Source organism: Janthinobacterium sp. YR213, from assembly GCF_900099875.1.
In the GTDB taxonomy this organism is placed as follows: domain Bacteria; phylum Pseudomonadota; class Gammaproteobacteria; order Burkholderiales; family Burkholderiaceae_D; genus Janthinobacterium; species Janthinobacterium lividum.
In genome coordinates, this window is sequence record NZ_FNDA01000002.1 from 815,403 (window position 1) to 831,314 (window position 15,912).

A 15,912-nucleotide genomic window follows, 5' to 3' on the forward strand; every position below is an offset into this window, starting at 1 on the left:
TTTGGCGGCGCCTTTGTTGCCATCCTGTTCTTGCCGCCGGGAGAAACACATGCAACTCGCGAATCTGAAAATCTCCGTCCGCCTGGGTCTGTTGGGCGCCTTCTTCTTCCTTGCGCTGGTGTTCGTGGGCGCGCGTGGCTGGAGCGCGCTCGACGCGGCCAGTGCGCGCAGCGCGGACGCCATGCAGCGTTCCGTCGCCCTGACGGAAGCGGTCGACGCGGCGCGCAGCGCGCAGGTGGAATTCAAGATCCAGGTACAGGAATGGAAAAACATCCTGCTGCGCGGCGGTGATGCTGCCGCCTTCCAGCGCTACCGCGAAGCGTTTGTCGCCAGCGGCGCGCAGACGCGCAAGGAATTGAAAAGCCTGCAGGCGATGATGGGCGCATTAAAACTCGACACGGCACCCGTGGAGCACGCGCTGCAGGCGCACGATGCGCTGGGCGTCAGCTACCTGGCGGCGCTGCAAAAGTATGATGGCGCGCGCGCCGACAGCGCCCAGGCCGTCGATGCGCTGGTGAAAGGCATGGACCGCGAACCGACGCGCCAGATCGACGCCATCGTCGCGACTATCGGCAAGCAGTCGCACAGTCTGATGGCGCAGATGAAGGAGCAGGATGCGGCCGCGCACCGCAACGCCAGCATCGCCATGCTGGCCACCGTGCTGGTGACCCTGGTCGTCGGCAGCGTGACCGTGTGGTGGCTGATCCGCAGCATCACCGTGCCGCTCGGTGCGGCCGTCGGCATCGCCCAGCAAGTGGCGGCGGGCGACCTGCGCGCCGTGGTGGCCGACGGCAGCCGCGATGAAATCGGCGACCTGTTGCGCGCCTTGAAAGCCATGAGCGGCAACCTGGCCGCCATCGTGGGACGCGTGCGCGCCGGCACGGACGCCATCGCCACGGCGTCCGGCGAAATCGCCAGCGGCAATATGGACCTGTCTTCGCGCACGGAGGAACAAGCCAGTTCGCTGGAAGAAACGGCTGCCTCGATGATCGAGCTGACGTCCACCGTGCGGCAGAATAACGACAACGCGGACCAGGCGCGCCAGCTGGCCGGCGGCGCCTCCGACGTGGCGCAGCGCGGCGGCGCAGCCGTGGCGCAGGTGGTGCAGACCATGAGCCATATCAATGCCTCGTCGAAGCGTATCGTCGACATCATCGCCGTCATCGACGGCATCGCTTTCCAGACGAATATCCTGGCCCTGAATGCGGCCGTGGAAGCGGCGCGGGCCGGCGAGCAGGGACGCGGCTTTGCCGTCGTTGCCACCGAGGTGCGCAACCTGGCGCAACGTTCGGCAGCGGCGGCCATGGAAATCAAGCAGCTGATCGGCGAATCCGTGCGCACGGCGGAAGAGGGCAGCGTGCTGGCCGGCCAGGCGGGGCGCACGATGGATGACGTGGTGAGCAGCGTGCAGCGCGTCAACGCCATCATCGGCGAGATCGCCGTGGCCAGCGTGGAGCAGCGCGACGGCATCGAGCAGATCAGCATCGCCATCAGCCAGATGGATGGCGTGACGCAGCAGAATGCGGCCCTGGTGGAGCAGGCCGCCGCCGCTGCGGACGCGCTGCAGCAGCAGGCGGCCAGCCTGGCCGACGCCGTCAGTATCTTCAAGCTGCATGCGGAGCCCGGCGCGGCCGCACCGGCGGGTGCCACGCTGGCCCGGAGGCTGTCGCTGGCCTGACGAAGAACTGCCCCGTGCCGCTTGATGCCAGTCAAGCGGCCCCCGATCAGGCAAATATCGCGCCCAAATTCTTATACTATTTCCTTTCCGCATGGTTCTGCGCCCGGCCGCATGGCGCGCGTTGCAAAGGAAAAGCATGTCTTCCAAATCTTGCCTGCCGGGTGACGCATGACGGCGCTGCTGCTGGCGCTGTGCCTGGTCCTGGCCGTGGTGCTGAGCTTGCTGCTGGCCTGCCAGTGGCAGGCGGCGCGCGCGTGGCGCCTGCGCCATGCGACGGGCGTCGTGCTGCAGGCGGCGCAGGGCCAGCGCATGGCCGATGCGCTGGCCCTGTTGCAGGCGCTGCCGGCGGCCGTCATCGGCACCGACCACGATGGCGTGGTGCAGTACCTGAATCCCCGCGCCAGCGCCATGGGCGGACTGCTGGGCGACGGTGGCCTGGGCCAGCCCGTGACACAGCTGCTGCCCCTGTTCCATGACGGCACGCCCATCGATGCGGCGCGCCAGGTGCGCGACTGCGTGGCGCAGCAGGAAGTGCTGGAAGTGGCGCGCGGCGCCGTGCTGCTGCGCCATCTCGACGGCAAGCGCATCGACGTGCAGTACAGCTGCGCGCCGCTGGCGCAGGGCGGCGCCGTACTGCTGTTGCACGATGTGTCGGCGCGCCGGCGCGCCGAGCAGCAGCTGGAATTCATCGCCCACCACGACGGCCTGACGGGGCTGCCGAACCGGCTGCATTTCCAGATCCGCTTCGAGCACGGCATCGCCTACGCGCGCCGCCACCAGGCGTTGCTGGCCGTGCTGTTCGTCGACATCGACCGCTTCAAATCCATCAACGACAGCCTGGGGCACGACGTGGGCGACCAGGTGCTGACGGAGTTCGCGCGCCGGGTGCAGCAGTGCGTGCGCAAGGTCGACACGGTGGCGCGCCAGGGCGGCGACGAATTCATCATCCTGCTGACGGAACTGCGCACGGCGCACGATGCCGAGCGGGTGGCCGAAAAAATCGTCGGCGCCATCGCCGCCCCCTTCGTCATCGGCGAATACAGCCTGTCGGTGGCGGCCAGCGTGGGTGTGGCCCTGTACCCGGACGACGACGACGACGTCAATGCGCTGATCGAAAAGGCCGACCTGGCCATGTATGCGGCCAAGCGCCATGCGCCCGGTACCTGCCTGCGCTACGCGCCGCGCATGCAGACGCAGTCGTATTCGCGCACCATCCTCGAGACGGCCCTGCGCCACGCGCTCGAACGCGATGAATTCGCGCTGTACTACCAGCCGCGCATGGACTTGAAGATGCGCAGGATCACGGGCGTGAAGGCGCTGCTGCGCTGGAAGCACCCGGAACTGGGCCTGATGATGCCGCTCGACTTTTTACCGGTACTGGAGGAAAGCGCCCTGATCCTGCCGGTGGGAGCGTGGGTGATGGCCACGGCGGTGGAGCAGGCGCGCAGCTGGATCGCGCAGGGGCAGATGCTGACGGTGTCCGTCAGCCTGTCGGCGCGCCAGTTCTACCAGCGCGATATCGCACGCAATTTCGCCGCTGCGCTGGAGGCGGCCGGGGTGCCGGGGCATTGCATCGAACTGGAAATCGCCGCCGGCATTCTGATCGCCCGCAACCAGAACTGCGAACTGATACTGCGCCAGTTCCGCCAGCTGGGCATGGCGATTGCCATCAGCGATTTTGGCACGGGCGACGCTTCGCTGAACTACCTGAAACGCTTTCCCACGGATGCCGTGAAGATCGAAAAGTGTTTTGTCGACGACGTGGGAAAGCCGGGCGGCGACGGCGCCATGGTGCGCGCCATCGTGGCGATGGCACGCACGCTCGGACTGCGCACCATCGCCGGCGGGGTGGAAAGCGGCGAGCAGCTGGAACTGCTGGCCGAGATGGGTTGCGACGAGGCGTTTGGCTACTACCTGGGCCGCGCCATGGCGCCCGAGGGTATCGAGGCGCTGCTCAAAAGTGGCGAAGCCATTCAGAACTGATAGCGCAGCGACAGCATGGCGTTGCGCGGATCGCCGTAATAGCCGCCCATGCCCGTCGAGTAATAGCGCTTGTCGAAGACATTGTTGACGTTCAGGGTCGCCACCAGTTGCTTGCTGAACTGGTACTGCGCCATCAGTCCCGCCACCGCATAGGCCTTCTGCGTGAAGCGTTCGCCGTTCGGCCCGCGGTCATCCATGTAGATATCGCTTTGCCAGTTCACGCCGCCGCCCAGCACCAGGCCCGGCACGCCTTGCGCCAGGCGCCAGGTGGTCCACAGCTTGGCCATGTTCTGCGGCTGGTTGGTCTGGATGCGTGCGCCGGCGGCATTGCGGATGCGGCTATAGGCATAGCTGGCCGTCAGTTGCCAGTCGGGACGCAGCTGGCCCGAGACTTCCGCCTCGAAGCCGCGCGTGGTGGCGCCCTTGACCGTGTGGTAGGCGTAAGAACCGCCGCCCGTGCCGATGATCCAGACATTGCCCGGATCGGCTTCGGCCAGGTTTTCCTGCTTCAGCTGGAAGAGGGCGGCGCTGGTGGTGAGCTTGCCGTCGAAGAATTCGCCCTTGGCGCCCACTTCGTAGTTCTTGCCTTCCAGCGGCGCCAGGAAGCGGCTGTTGACGTCGCGCTGGCTTTGCGGCGTGAAGATGCTGGTGTAGCTGGCATAGGCCGACCAGTGCCGGCCCAGGTCGTAGACGAGGCCCGCATACGGCGTGATCTTGCCGTTTTCGCGCATCGCGTCGTACAAGTCCGTGTCGGCATCGTAATCGCTGCGGATGTCGCGCTTCCAGTACGACAGGCGCGCACCCAAAATCACCGACAGCGCGTCCGTGGGGCGCAGGCGCAGGGTCGAATACAGGCCGCTTTCGCGCTCCTTGTCGTACGAGCTGCCCAGGCGCGTGCCGCTGTAGTCGGGCACCGGCATGGCGCCATTCCAGGCGTGGATATCCGGCACCGTGTAGTCGTAGCCAGTCAGGCGCCAGCCCGGATAGATGGGGCTATTCGTCTTGAGTTCCGAGGCGCTCACGCCCAGCACCAGTTCATGCTTGCGGCCGAAGGCCTGGAACGGGCCGCTGACGTAGGCGTCGAGCGAGGTCTGTTGCGGCTTGCTGTGCCAGTTGGCCAGCCACAGCTTCATGCCGCCACCCGTCGCGCGGTCCGGGTAGCCGTTGCCGGAAAAACCCTGCAAGGCATCGTACTGGTTGCTGCTGCGGCTAACGGCCACCTTGGCGATCCAGTCGTTGTCGAAATAATGATCGAGCGTGGCGAACAGCATGCTCTGTTCGCGGTCATACGTGCTCCACGCGGCCGTGCCGTTCATCGAGCGGGAAAAATGGGTTTGCGAGCCGTCGGCATAGAACATGGGGAATTCGCGCCCCGCGCCCTTGAGTTTTTCCTGCTGGTAGTTGATGCCGGCGCTGAGCACCGTCGACGGCGTCAGGTCCGCTTCGACGATGGCGTACAGCACGTCCTTTTTCTGCTGGTAGCGGTCGATGAACGAGCGCTGGTCTTCATGCGCGGCGACGATGCGCGCGCGCACCTTGCCGTCCGCCGTCAACGGCGTCGAGACATCGCCCTCGATGCGGTAGCGGTCCCATGAACCGAGCTGCGCGCCGGCCGCGGCGGCAAACGCGCGGCCCGGGCGCTTGCGCACGAGGTTGATGGCGGCCGACGGGCTGCCCGTGCCGCTGATCAGGCCCGTGGCGCCGCGGATGATTTCGACGCGGTCGTAGATGGCCATGTCGTAGGTGCGCGCTTCCAGGTTCTTGCTGGTCGGGATGCCGTCGAACATGTACGACGTCACTTCGAAGCCGCGTGAAAATACCTGGTCGTATTCGCGTGTGCTCGACGAATGGTCGACCGTGATGCCGGGCGCCTGCAGCAGCACGTCCTGCAAGGTGCGCAAGCCCTGGTCCTCGATCTGCTGGCGCGTGATGACGCTGACGGCTTGCGGCGTTTCGCGCAGCGACAGGTTCAGGCGCGTGGCGCTGGTCAGGCCCGCGTAGCCGCGCTTGCCTTCCGTGGTGCCGTCGCGCAGGGCGCTGGAGCTGACGGCTACTTCGCCCAGGGTCGCGGCGATCGGCGCGGCGGGCGATGCCGTGCCTGCCTTGCGCAGCACGTAGCTGCGTTCCCCGCTGGGCAGCGCATCGAGGCCCGTGCCAGCCAGCAGGCGGGCCAGTGCCTGCGGCACCGTGTAGCTGCCGCTCAGGCCCTGCGTGCGCACGCCTTGCAGCAGGTCGGCCGCCGCGCCCACGCTCACCTTCGCCTCGATGGCAAAGCTGGCGATGGCGGTGGATAGTTCGCCGGCCGGCACGTGGAAAACCGTTTGCGCGGCGGCTGGCGTGGTGGCATCGGCTGCCATGGCCGGTGTCTGCGCCAGCGACAGCAGGAACACGGCGCTGCCGATGGCGCGCGCGAGGGGAGTCAAACGGGGTGGGTGCATGGTCTTGCCTTTCCGGTGAGTGTCGTTGTAATACTCACAGGACAGGCCATGCCGAAAAAAGGGGCCAATTCTTGTCAACTATTTTTTGCGGGCCGCGATGGTGACCCAGTACGGGGTGCGGTACAGCACGTCGACGGGCAGCATGCGCGCCAGGCTTTCCAGCACGGCGTCCGTGTCGTCGAGCTGGAAGGCGCCCGACAGGCGCAAGCCCGCCACTTGCGGCTCCACGCGCAGCAGGCCGGGGCGGTAGCGTGACAGCTCCATGGCGAAGGCATCGAGGCGCATGTCCTGCGCCGCCAGCATGCCGTGCGTCCACGCATCGGCTTGCAGCGGCGCCGGCGTGGGCAGGCCGGCGTGGCTGGCGTCGAAGCGGCTTTGCTGTCCCGCCATGAGCGTGCGGACGGTGGCCGAGGGCGCGCGCGGCGTGATTTCCACCGCGCGTTCGAGCACCGTCACGCGGCTGCTGTCGTCGTCGACGCGCACGGTGAAGCGCGTGCCCAGCGCGCGGATGCGGCCATGGCAGGTGGCGACGATGAAAGGGCGGCTGCCCGCATGATCGGGACGCGTCTGCACCAGCACTTCACCGCGGCGCAGGGTCAGCAGGCGTTCGCCGGCGCCATACGCCACGTCGACGGCGCTGTCCGTGTTGAGCACCAGGGTGCCGCCATCGGGCAGAGATACTACACGCCGTTCTCCCACGCCGCTGCGGTAATCGGCCAGCATTTCGTGGCGCACCAGCAGCCACGCGGCTGGCGCCGCCATCAGCGCCAGCAATACCTGCACGGCCACGCGGCGCTGCGGCCGGCGCAGCACAGGCACGGCCAGATCCGGCGGCAGCATGCCAGCCGTCTGGCTCACCTGCTGCACCCTGTTCCAGGCGCGCGCATGTTCCGGGTCGCGTGCGCGCCATTCGGCGCTGGCGGCCAGGTCGTCCGGCGTGGCCTGGCCCGACTGCTCCAATAAATACCATTCGACGGCCTGGCGCGCCACCTTGCGCGACAGCGGAGGATATGGCGAAGCAGCCGCGCTCATGCCGGAAAATCCGGCGCCAGCAGCACGCATTCCGTCAGCGCCTCGGCCATGTAGCGTTTCACGGAGCGCTCGCCGATGCCCAGCAGCGCGGCGATATCCGCGTAGGCATGGCCTTCGATCTGCGCCATGATGAAGACGGCGCGCACCTTCGGTTTCAGGCCGTCGAGCATGGCATCGACCGCTTGCAGCGCCTGCAGGATTTCCACGCGCTGCTCGGTCGATGGTAGATGCTGTTCGGGCAGGGCGGCGAGCGCTGCCAGCCACGCCCGTTCCAGCGACTGGCGGCGCAAATGGTTGATCAGCAGATGTTTGGCGACGGTCGCCAGGTAAGCCTTGGGGGCGCGCAGGGCAGGCGTTTGCGGCTGCATTGGCGCGCCGGCCAGCAGGCGCGCGAAAGTATCCTGCATCAGGTCGGCGGCCTCGGCAGCGTTACCCAGGCGCCGCTGCAGCCAGTGCGCCAGCCAGCCGTGGTGTGCGCGGTAATGGCTTTCCAGCTGCGTGGCCAGCAGGGGGGAGGGCGCGAACGGACTGCCTGGCATGGTGGGGATGGCCTTAATGCAAATAAGAATTATTCTCATTTTAGCGCGGTGAGCGTGCCGATGCAATGCGCTGTTGCGGTCCCGCCACGCACTTGCCGTCACGTGGCGGTACCGCCAGGTCCTCTACAGCAAGGCCAGCGCGACGGCGGCCAGTACGGCCGCGCCGCCGATGATGCGCGCCAGGCGCATGGCCTGGTGCGGCGCATAGGGCAGCAGCCAGATCAGCAGCAAGCCGCAGCCCGTCAGGCTGCCCACCCAGTAGACGAGGCCGTAGCCGCCGCCGGCGATGTGCATGGCCCAGGCGAGGCCGGCCGCCAGCGCCAGCCAGCCGGTCCGCTGCAGGCGGCGGCGCAGTGGCGCGGGCGGTTCGGCGCCGCGTCCGTGCAGGTCGGCGTAATGGCGGTCCATCGCCAGGCACAGCGAGGACAGGCCCGCATAGCACAATGCGAAGACGAGGAAATTCGACAGCAGTTCCATCACGCGGCCTCCATCGTTTGCGCCGGTTTCACCACCGGTGCTGCCTTGGCCGCCTTCACGGGCAGCGGTTTCAATTTGAACGCCGCATACGCGAGGCCCAGGCCCAGCACCAGTACCACCAGGTCGAAGGCGGCGACCGCCACGGGGCCGCGGCCCAGGAACAGGGTCATGCCCAGGTGCGAACTGGTCGTGAAGACGTTCAGCACAGGCAGCGATGCCAGCAGGAAGGCGCCGGCGGCCAGTTGCATGCGCCACATGGCGCGCGACGGGCGCAGCTGGGCGATGATGGCGGCCAGGGCCCAGGCGCCGAAGAAGCAGGCGATTTCCTCTTTCGGCCGGTCTTCCATCGTCACGGACAGCAGGCGGTTGGCCCAGAAGTAGGCGCCAAAGGCGATCGGGATGCCGGCGATGGCGCCGATGTTGAGCGCTTCGACCAGGCGCAGGCCGAAGCTGGCGCGCTTGCCGGCGGCCAGCGCCTTGGCTTGCTTCTGGCGCGTCTTGACGGCCCACAGCAAGGCGCCCGTGGCCACCATGGCACAGCCGGCCAGGCCGGACAGGAAGAACAGGGCGCGCAGCAGCGGCCCGCCGAAATGCGCGACGTGCAGTCCAACCATCACGCCTTGCGTGGCTGCCGCGCCGGGCTGCGCGTCGCCATCGCTTGACAACAGCTTGCCGGAAACGCCATCGAATTCCATCGACGGCTGCTTCGACGACATGTCGCGTCCACCGGCGCGCGTCAGCGAAATGGTGGCGTTGGCATCGCCCGGGTGGTTGACGGAAATGCGCTCGACCTTGCCGCCGCCCCAATGCTGTTCCGCCTGGCGCACGAGGGGCGCCAACCGTGCCAACGGCGCGGCCACGCCGGCTGGCTTGCTGTCGCCCGAGCGGCCCGGGAAGGCTTCGGCGAAGAAGGCATCCTGGTCGCCCTTGTAGGCGGCCGTGACGCCGGAAGGCATGTACAGGAACATCAACGTGACCAGGCCCGTGTAGGTGATCATGATGTGGTAGGGCAGGGCCAGAACGGCCGTCACGTTATGCGCGTCCAGCCACGAGCGCTGGCCCTTTTTTGGCCGGAAGGTAAACAGGTCCTTGAAGATGCGCTTGTGCGTGACGATGCCGCTGATGATGGAGACGAACATGAACATGGCGCAGAAACCCACGATCCAGCGGGCCCAGATGGCCGGCATGTAATGCAGGTCGAAATGCAGGCGGTAGAGGAATTCGCCGCCCCGCGTCTCGCGCGGCTTGGACAGCACTTCGCCCGTGGCCGGGTCGGCTTTTTCGCTATGAAAATTGCCGCGCCGTCCGCGTTTCTTTTCGCCGGGCTTCGAAGGCTTGCTCCAGCCCAGTTGCGTGGCCGGGCTGCGTTCGCCGGGCAGGCTGATGAACCAGCGCGTGGCGCCTTCTGCCCGCTCTTCCATCGCCTTCTGCGCCACGCTGGCCGCTTCCTCGGTGCTGACCTGGCTGGCGGCGGCGCCGTGCAATTCGGGCTGCATCCACAGGGTGATTTCATTGCGGTAGTAGCTGGCCGTGCCGGCGCAAAACACCAGCAGCAAAATCCAGCAGACGAGCAGGCCGGACCAGGTGTGCAGCCATGCCATCGACTGGCGGAAACCTTCTTTCATGCGAAACTCCAGGATAGTGCGTCCATCCACTGCAGGATGGCGGCGATGACGGCGGCGGGGATCGCGAGGCCCAGCCAGGCGCGCAGGGCGCTGCGCGTGGCGAAGACCCACATCACGGCGCAGGTGTAGATGGCAAACGACAGCAGGGTGGCTGTCATGACGGCTTCGGAACGGGCCATGGGCAGGCTTACCGACAGCAGCATGGTGACCAGCGCGGCCAGCACGTAGCCGCCAACGATGGCCGCCACGCTGCGCGAAGCCACGCCGAGACGGTACACCGCGTCGGCGGACAGACGCAGGCGCGCAGGTTTTTCAATCGTTTCAGTGGTGGCTGGCGCTTGCATGGTCAGTCGTGATCCTTGCTCGGCGGCAGGGCCGGGCCGGCCGGCAGCGGCGTCACGCCTTGCGGCTGCACCAGGCTCAGGGTCGTCACGAACATGGCCTTGTCATAGGCTTGCGCGCCGCGCTGGCCGGCCGTCTTGTCCGTGTGCTGCACTTCCAGCACATAGGCGCCCTTCCATGGCAGCGGGAAGCTGACCAGGCCTTGCGCATCGCTCCACGCTTCCTTGCCCCAGCCCGATTGCACCACGGCGTTGACCTTGGCTTGCGCCAGCGGCTTGCCCTGGTAGCTGACCTGGAACTGGCCTGCTTTGCCGGTCGGCACCAGGTCGAGGGTCAGCGCGGGCGCTTGCGCCTTGCCGTCGGCGATCAGGCGCGCAGCCGGGATCCACACGGTGCGCGTGCTCTTGCCATCCTTTTTCTCTTCCCACGACGGGTAGTTGTCTTCCTCGACGATGATGCTTTCGCCGGTGCCCACCTTGCCATTCAGGATGAAGGCGCCGGCCGTCTTGCGCGCTTGCAGCGGCTGCGCGCCCTTGGCCGATATCCACGTCACATTCTTGATGCTGAACTTGTCCAGCAGGCCGGGCGACGCCTCGCGCAGGTTGTCGCCGAACTCGCCGAAGTACACGCTGGCCGCCTTGCCGTCCTGCTGCAGCCAGATCTGGTGCGCGCTGGCCGTGCCGGAAATGAGGGCCGCGCCCAGCAGGGCGGCAGCGAGGGCGCCGAGGCGCGCGATGGAAGTGATGTGCATGGTGTATCCCTTATCTTCTTATGTGAAATGGACAAAGCGGCCGCGCTCCCGGGGGGGCAGCGGCCTGCGATGCATCAGTACTGGTAGCGCAGGTTCAGCGCCACGTTGCGCGGTTCGCCGTAATAGCCGCCGTTATAGAAACCCACGCGGCGGAAATACGTCTTGTCGAACAGGTTGTTGACATTCAGGCTGGCCGACAGTTTCGGGCTGATCTGATAGCGCGCCATCAGGTTGGCCAGCACGTAGCTGCCCTGGCTGACCCGGATCTTGCTTTTGTTCGGCAGGGTGGCCGTCGTCCAGATCTCGTTCTGCCAGTTCAAGCCGCCGCCGATGGTGAGATTTTGCAGCTCGCCCGGCAGGCGGTAGGTGGTCGAGACGCGCAGCATGTTGGTCGGCTGGATGGTGTTGGTCACCACGCCCTTGCCCGTCTTCGATTTGCTGTGCGTGTAGCCGGCGAACAGCTGCCAGCCGCTCAAGGGGCTGCCCGACACTTCCGCCTCGTAACCCTTGCTTTTCGTGCCCTTGCCCGTCGAGATATAGGGACGGCTGCCGTCCGGCAGCATGAAGGTCAGCGGCACCGATTTGTCTTCCTCGCCCAGGTTGTCCTGCTTGGCTTCATACACGGCAAACGAGGCATTCACGGCGCCGTCGAAGAATTCGCTCTTCACGCCCGCTTCCACATTGCTGCCCGTGATCGGGTCGAGGAAGGCGTTGTTCTTGTCCTTCAGGTTTTGCGGCTTGAACAGGTCCGTGTAGCTGGCGTACAGCGAGGTGCTCTTGCTGACGTCGAGCACCACGCCCGCGTACGGCGTGACGACATCGTCCGTCTTGTAGGCGGAGCTGCGTTTCACAAAACGGCCCTGGGTATCGTAGCGGTCGTTATATGTTTCCCACCTGGAGACGCGCGCGCCGGCCAGCACCTTGAAACTGTCCGTGACATTGATGCGCGTGGCGATGAAGGCGCCGGACTGCTTGGTGGTGGCGACGTCGCGCGCACCCGTGCGCGTAAGCGCCGGCTCGGGCACGTCGCCCGTCCAGTGGCGGAAGTCGGGGATGGTGGTGGCGAATGGCAGCGGATCGGGCAGCAAGGTTTCATTCGTCGTGCCGCTGCGCTTCCAGCCGTTCACGCCCAGCACCAGGTCGTGCTGGCGGCCGAACAGGGGGAAGGTGCCGTTGGCCGACAGGTCGAAGTTGTCCTGCTTTTCATCGTAGGGGAAGGCGCCGCTCCAGACTTCCAGGCCGCTGCCGTCGCGTTTCGGATAGCCGCTGCCGCCGTAGAACAGTTTGCCGTTCGAGGAGCTGTCCAGGCGCCCGTAGGCAGCCTTGATCTTCCAGTCGTTGGCGAAGCGGTGTTCGAGGTAGACGTATTTGTTTTCGAATGCGCGCTCCCAGCTGCTCCACTTGGCCGCCATGTTGAACGAGCGCGGCATGTTGGCCGGCGTGCCGTCCGAGAAGAACAGGGGCGTGGTGCCCCAGCTCGTGCCTTTCGGCGTGTTCTTTTGATAGTCGATGCCGGCCGTCAGCAACGTTGCAGGCGTCAGATCCGCCTCGACGATGACGGCGCCCACCAGCTTGCGTTCCTTGTACAGGTCCATGTAGGAATGGCGGTTCTGGCCTGCCACCACGACGCGCCCGCGGATGCTGCCGTCCGCATTCAGCGGCGCGCTGATGTCGCCTTCGAGCCGGACCTTGCTCCACGAACCCACGGTCAGGCCGGCCGAGGCGGCAAACTCCTTGCCGGGACGCTTGTGCATCATGTTGATGGTGGCCGACGGGTCGCCATTGCCGCTGACCAGGCCCGTGGCGCCGCGCACGATCTCGATACGGTCATAGATGGCCGTGTCGAACAGCGCATTGCTGCCTGAATTGACGGCCACGCCATCGATCTGGTAATTGCCGATGGAAAAGCCGCGCGCCGAAAAGCTCGTGCGTTCGCTGTCGTTTTCCTGCACCGTCACGCCCGTCGACTGCACCAGTACCTCGGCCAGGCTGTTCAAGCCCATGTCGTCCATGCGCTGGCGCGTCACCACGGAAATCGATTGCGGCGTTTCGCGGATCGACAGGCCCAGGCGCGTCGCCGTGGCCATCTGTTTGGTGGTGTAGGAACCCGTGTGCTCGGTCGCTGCCTTGTCTTGCTGGCCCACTACCTTGATCTCGCTCAAAGTGGCTTCATCGGGCTTGGCGGGTGCCTCCGCAGCCAGGGCCGCGCCGGCGCCCAGCGCTGCCGTCAGCAATGCGGAATGCACGGCGATGGCCAGCGGACGCATGGCGACATTGGAAACTGGTGGGGAAAACGGGCCGGCAACCATGCCGGCCAGCGAACGTGCTCGCGCCATGAAACATCCTTCTTCTCGTGTGCCCGCCGTCGAGCGGCTGGCGTTTTTGGTATGGGAGGCTTGCTTGGCGGTGGTGCCTGGCTGGCGCAGCGTGTCATCCAGCCGCGCATCAGTCAGGCGACTGTGCGCAAACTCGGGTGGGAGTCTAAATGTGAATGAGAACTATTCTTATTATAGTGCGGGGTTGCGAGACATGCAAGAGAGCGATGTGGTAATGAAGCCGCAGCGATGCCGTCAACGCGCACGGCCGCCCCATTGCTGGCGGCGGCCGTGCATGCGCAGGAGCGCGGGCGTTTACAGCTGGCCGCGCAGGGTCAGCATGGCGTTGCGCGGTTCGCCATAGAAGTTGGAGCCATAGGCGGCCCACACGCGCGTGTAGTATTTTTTGTCGAACAGGTTGTTCACCGTCAGCGACAGCTCCAGTGTGGGACTGAGGCGGTAGCCAGCCTGCAAGCCCACCGTGGTGACGGGTCCCTGCTCGAATTTCACGGGCCCGTTCAGGCGGTACATGCTGCTGACGCTGCGCAAGCCGCCGCCCACGCTGACTTTATCGAGCGCGCCGGCGAGCCGGTAATTGGTCCACAGATTGACATTGTGGCGCGGCGCGATGAAGGAATACAGCTGCGCCTTCTGGTCGTCGCTGCCTTCGAGGGTGCGCGTGCTGGTGTAGGAATAGCCGCCCGTGATGTTCCAGCCGGGCAGGGGACTGCCGCTCAGCTCGGCTTCCATGCCCTGGCTGCGCATCTTGCCGGCGCCAATCGAAAACAGCGGGTTGGCCGGGTCGGGCATGACGCGGTTCTCGTCTTCCATGCGGAACAGGGCCGCATGCGCGTTGACGTTCTTGTCGAACAGCTCCGCCTTCAGCCCCAGCTCGAACTGCTGGCCCGTGCGCGGTTTCAGCGTCTGGCCGGCAGCGTCCGTGGTGGACTGGGGCGAGAAGATGCGCGTGTAGCTGCCGTAGGCCGACACCTGCTTGTCGAGCTCGTAGACCAGGCCCGCATACGGCGTGAACTTGGCCTTGATGGTGTTGCTGACATCGGTGAACTGGTTGAAATACGCGTTGCGGTTGACGGTATGGTTGTCCCAGTGCGTCACGCGTCCGCCCAGGTTGACGGCCAGGCGCTCGGTCGCTTGCAGGCGGGTGCGCGCGTACAGGCCGAACTGTTTGGTGCGGTTGTCATTGCCGTTGGAAAAGGTATAGCTGGGCCGCGCGATATTGTTATCGGGATGAAAGATGTTGATCGGCGCATTGTCTCCGCCGCCATACTGGAAATTCTTGTGCACCTGGCGGTAGTCGGCGCCCACGATCAGGTCGTGGCTGCGGCCAAATGCCTGGAACGGCGTGGCCAGGTAGGCGTCCAGGCCCTGCGTCTTCCAGTGGCTGCGGTAGTTCCAGCTGACCAGGCAGCTGTCGCCCGTGACGGGATCGGCGGAACAGTCGGACCAGCCGAAATTGCGCGACGGTTCGTCCTGCTCGCGGTACAGGGCGGTCGCCTTGAACTGGCCGCCGTTCGCCAGTTTATGCTCGAGTTCGGCAAAGTATTCGGTGACCTTTTCCGTGATGTGGTTCCAGGCCGGGTCGAGGTAGGTGGAGCGGGGCACGTCGAGCAGGCGCCCGTCTTCATACGCGGGCAGGCCGAAGGCGGGACGGCCCTTGTATTGCTGGTGGGTGACGCCGCCCGTCAGTACGGTGCCCGGCGCCACGTCGATGGCAACGGTGCCGTACAGCAGCGGTTTTTCCGCATACACATGGTCGACGAAGGAGCGCCGGTGTTCATACGCGGCCACCAGGCGGCCGCGCACCTTGCCATCCGCGCTCAGGGGGCCCGTGACATCCGCTTCCGCGTAGTAGCGGTCCCAGGAACCTGCGCTGAGCACGCCGCTGGCGGCAAAGGTGTCGCGCGCGCGCTTGCGCACCAGGTTGATGGCGCCGCCCGGGTCGCCCGCGCCCTGGAACAGGCCGGCGGGGCCGCGCAGCACTTCCACGCGGTCATAGATGGCCAGTCCGAAGCCGGCCGACAGGTCGTTGCCCGTGCTGGCCGGCGTCATCACGCCATCGACCTGCACCGAGTCAAGCGCATAGCCGCGCGAATAAAAGTTGCCGTGGTTGCCGCCCGTGCTGCTGGCCTCGACGGTGATGCCCGTCACGCCGCGCATGGCGTCATCCAGGCTCAGCAAATTCTGGTCATTCAACTGCTGGCGCGTCAGCACGGAGACGGATTGGGGAATTTCGCGCAGGCTTTGCTGGCCCTTGCCGATGCTCACCGCTTGCGCCGCGTATGATTTGGTCAGCTCGCTGTCGATCACTGCCTCCTGACGGGCGCTGACGGTAATTTCCGCCAGGGTCGCCACCTTGCCCGTGGCGGCGGGGGCGGAGCGGATGATGACGCTGCTGCCGTCGATGGCAGCCGTCAGGCCGCTGCCGGCCAGCAGACGCTCCAGGCTGTCGGCCACGCTGAAGGTGCCGCTGACGGCGGGCGCCGTCTTGCCGGCCACGAGTTCGGGCGCGAACAGCAGTTGCAGATTGGCTTGCCGCGCCAGCTCATTCAGCGCCTGGCCCAGCGGCTGGGCGGCGATGGCCAGTGTGACGGCGGGCGCCGTTTGCGCCTGTGCCAGGGAAATGGTGCCCAGGGCCAGCATGGCGGCCAGGGCGAGGGGGGCGGGTGTCAGATTGAGGCGGGGGGACCACATGTTGCATTTCTCCAGGTTAA

At 66.2% G+C, this 15,912-nt stretch carries 11 protein-coding genes; 2 read left to right on the forward strand and 9 right to left on the reverse strand.

What is annotated here, in order from left to right; genetic code table 11:
• Positions 1-49 precede the first annotated feature (49 nt).
• Both BLT98_RS12840 and BLT98_RS12845 read left to right on the forward strand, forming a co-directional pair.
• The gene (locus BLT98_RS12840; RefSeq protein WP_092608245.1) at positions 50-1,678 is read left to right on the forward strand and encodes a methyl-accepting chemotaxis protein; all 1,629 of its coding nucleotides are present in this window, start codon (positions 50-52) and stop codon (positions 1,676-1,678) included.
• Between the two features lie 168 nt (positions 1,679-1,846).
• Complete coding sequence (locus BLT98_RS12845; protein WP_080753653.1) at positions 1,847-3,661, forward strand: putative bifunctional diguanylate cyclase/phosphodiesterase; 1,815 nt, start codon at positions 1,847-1,849, stop codon at positions 3,659-3,661.
• On the opposite strand, the gene BLT98_RS12850 is transcribed toward BLT98_RS12845, so the two are convergent.
• From BLT98_RS12850 to BLT98_RS12890, 9 genes are all read right to left on the reverse strand, one after another.
• Positions 3,652-6,099: a TonB-dependent siderophore receptor gene (locus BLT98_RS12850; protein WP_092608248.1), complete on the reverse strand. Its 2,448-nt coding sequence runs from the start codon at positions 6,097-6,099 to the stop codon at positions 3,652-3,654. The two genes, BLT98_RS12845 and BLT98_RS12850, sit on opposite strands and share 10 nt — an antisense overlap.
• Before the next feature lie 78 nt (positions 6,100-6,177).
• Positions 6,178-7,131, reverse strand: coding sequence for a FecR domain-containing protein (locus BLT98_RS12855; RefSeq protein WP_092608251.1), 954 nt, complete (start codon positions 7,129-7,131; stop codon positions 6,178-6,180).
• Complete coding sequence (locus tag BLT98_RS12860) at positions 7,128-7,670, reverse strand: sigma-70 family RNA polymerase sigma factor (protein WP_070281387.1); 543 nt, start codon at positions 7,668-7,670, stop codon at positions 7,128-7,130. The genes BLT98_RS12855 and BLT98_RS12860 overlap by 4 nt, the downstream gene beginning before the upstream one ends.
• Before the next feature lie 123 nt (positions 7,671-7,793).
• Complete coding sequence (locus tag BLT98_RS12865) at positions 7,794-8,147, reverse strand: DUF3325 domain-containing protein (RefSeq protein ID WP_092608254.1); 354 nt, start codon at positions 8,145-8,147, stop codon at positions 7,794-7,796.
• Positions 8,147-9,772, reverse strand: a complete 1,626-nt coding sequence (locus BLT98_RS12870) for a PepSY-associated TM helix domain-containing protein (RefSeq protein ID WP_092608257.1) — start codon at positions 9,770-9,772, stop codon at positions 8,147-8,149. The genes BLT98_RS12865 and BLT98_RS12870 overlap by 1 nt, the downstream gene beginning before the upstream one ends.
• Complete coding sequence (locus tag BLT98_RS12875; protein ID WP_092608260.1) at positions 9,769-10,116, reverse strand: DUF3649 domain-containing protein; 348 nt, start codon at positions 10,114-10,116, stop codon at positions 9,769-9,771. Before BLT98_RS12875 ends, BLT98_RS12870 begins: the two co-directional genes overlap by 4 nt.
• 2 nt (positions 10,117-10,118) lie before the next feature.
• Positions 10,119-10,865: a DUF4198 domain-containing protein gene (locus BLT98_RS12880; RefSeq protein ID WP_092608263.1), complete on the reverse strand. Its 747-nt coding sequence runs from the start codon at positions 10,863-10,865 to the stop codon at positions 10,119-10,121.
• 74 nt (positions 10,866-10,939) lie between these two features.
• Positions 10,940-13,201, reverse strand: a complete 2,262-nt coding sequence (locus BLT98_RS12885) for a TonB-dependent siderophore receptor (RefSeq protein ID WP_092608266.1) — start codon at positions 13,199-13,201, stop codon at positions 10,940-10,942.
• A 294-nt stretch (positions 13,202-13,495) separates the two neighbouring features.
• Positions 13,496-15,892 carry a TonB-dependent siderophore receptor gene (locus BLT98_RS12890; protein ID WP_092608269.1) on the reverse strand — a complete coding sequence of 799 codons (2,397 nt, stop codon included), beginning with the start codon at positions 15,890-15,892 and terminating at the stop codon, positions 13,496-13,498.
• Between the last annotated feature and the right edge of the window lie 20 nt (positions 15,893-15,912).

What these genes read in the sequence shown, in the direction of transcription:
- BLT98_RS12870 (WP_092608257.1), bottom strand. Translation starts at nt 9,772, where the DNA reads ATGAAAGAAGGTTTCCGCCAGTCGATGGCATGGCTGCACACCTGGTCC.
- BLT98_RS12840 (WP_092608245.1), top strand. Translation starts at nt 50, where the DNA reads ATGCAACTCGCGAATCTGAAAATCTCCGTCCGCCTGGGTCTGTTGGGC.
- BLT98_RS12850 (WP_092608248.1), bottom strand. Translation starts at nt 6,099, where the DNA reads ATGCACCCACCCCGTTTGACTCCCCTCGCGCGCGCCATCGGCAGCGCC.
- BLT98_RS12890 (WP_092608269.1), bottom strand. Translation starts at nt 15,892, where the DNA reads ATGTGGTCCCCCCGCCTCAATCTGACACCCGCCCCCCTCGCCCTGGCC.
- BLT98_RS12875 (WP_092608260.1), bottom strand. Translation starts at nt 10,116, where the DNA reads ATGCAAGCGCCAGCCACCACTGAAACGATTGAAAAACCTGCGCGCCTG.
- BLT98_RS12885 (WP_092608266.1), bottom strand. Translation starts at nt 13,201, where the DNA reads ATGGCGCGAGCACGTTCGCTGGCCGGCATGGTTGCCGGCCCGTTTTCC.
- BLT98_RS12880 (WP_092608263.1), bottom strand. Translation starts at nt 10,865, where the DNA reads ATGCACATCACTTCCATCGCGCGCCTCGGCGCCCTCGCTGCCGCCCTG.
- BLT98_RS12845 (WP_080753653.1), top strand. Translation starts at nt 1,847, where the DNA reads ATGACGGCGCTGCTGCTGGCGCTGTGCCTGGTCCTGGCCGTGGTGCTG.
- BLT98_RS12855 (WP_092608251.1), bottom strand. Translation starts at nt 7,131, where the DNA reads ATGAGCGCGGCTGCTTCGCCATATCCTCCGCTGTCGCGCAAGGTGGCG.
- BLT98_RS12860 (WP_070281387.1), bottom strand. Translation starts at nt 7,670, where the DNA reads ATGCCAGGCAGTCCGTTCGCGCCCTCCCCCCTGCTGGCCACGCAGCTG.
- BLT98_RS12865 (WP_092608254.1), bottom strand. Translation starts at nt 8,147, where the DNA reads ATGGAACTGCTGTCGAATTTCCTCGTCTTCGCATTGTGCTATGCGGGC.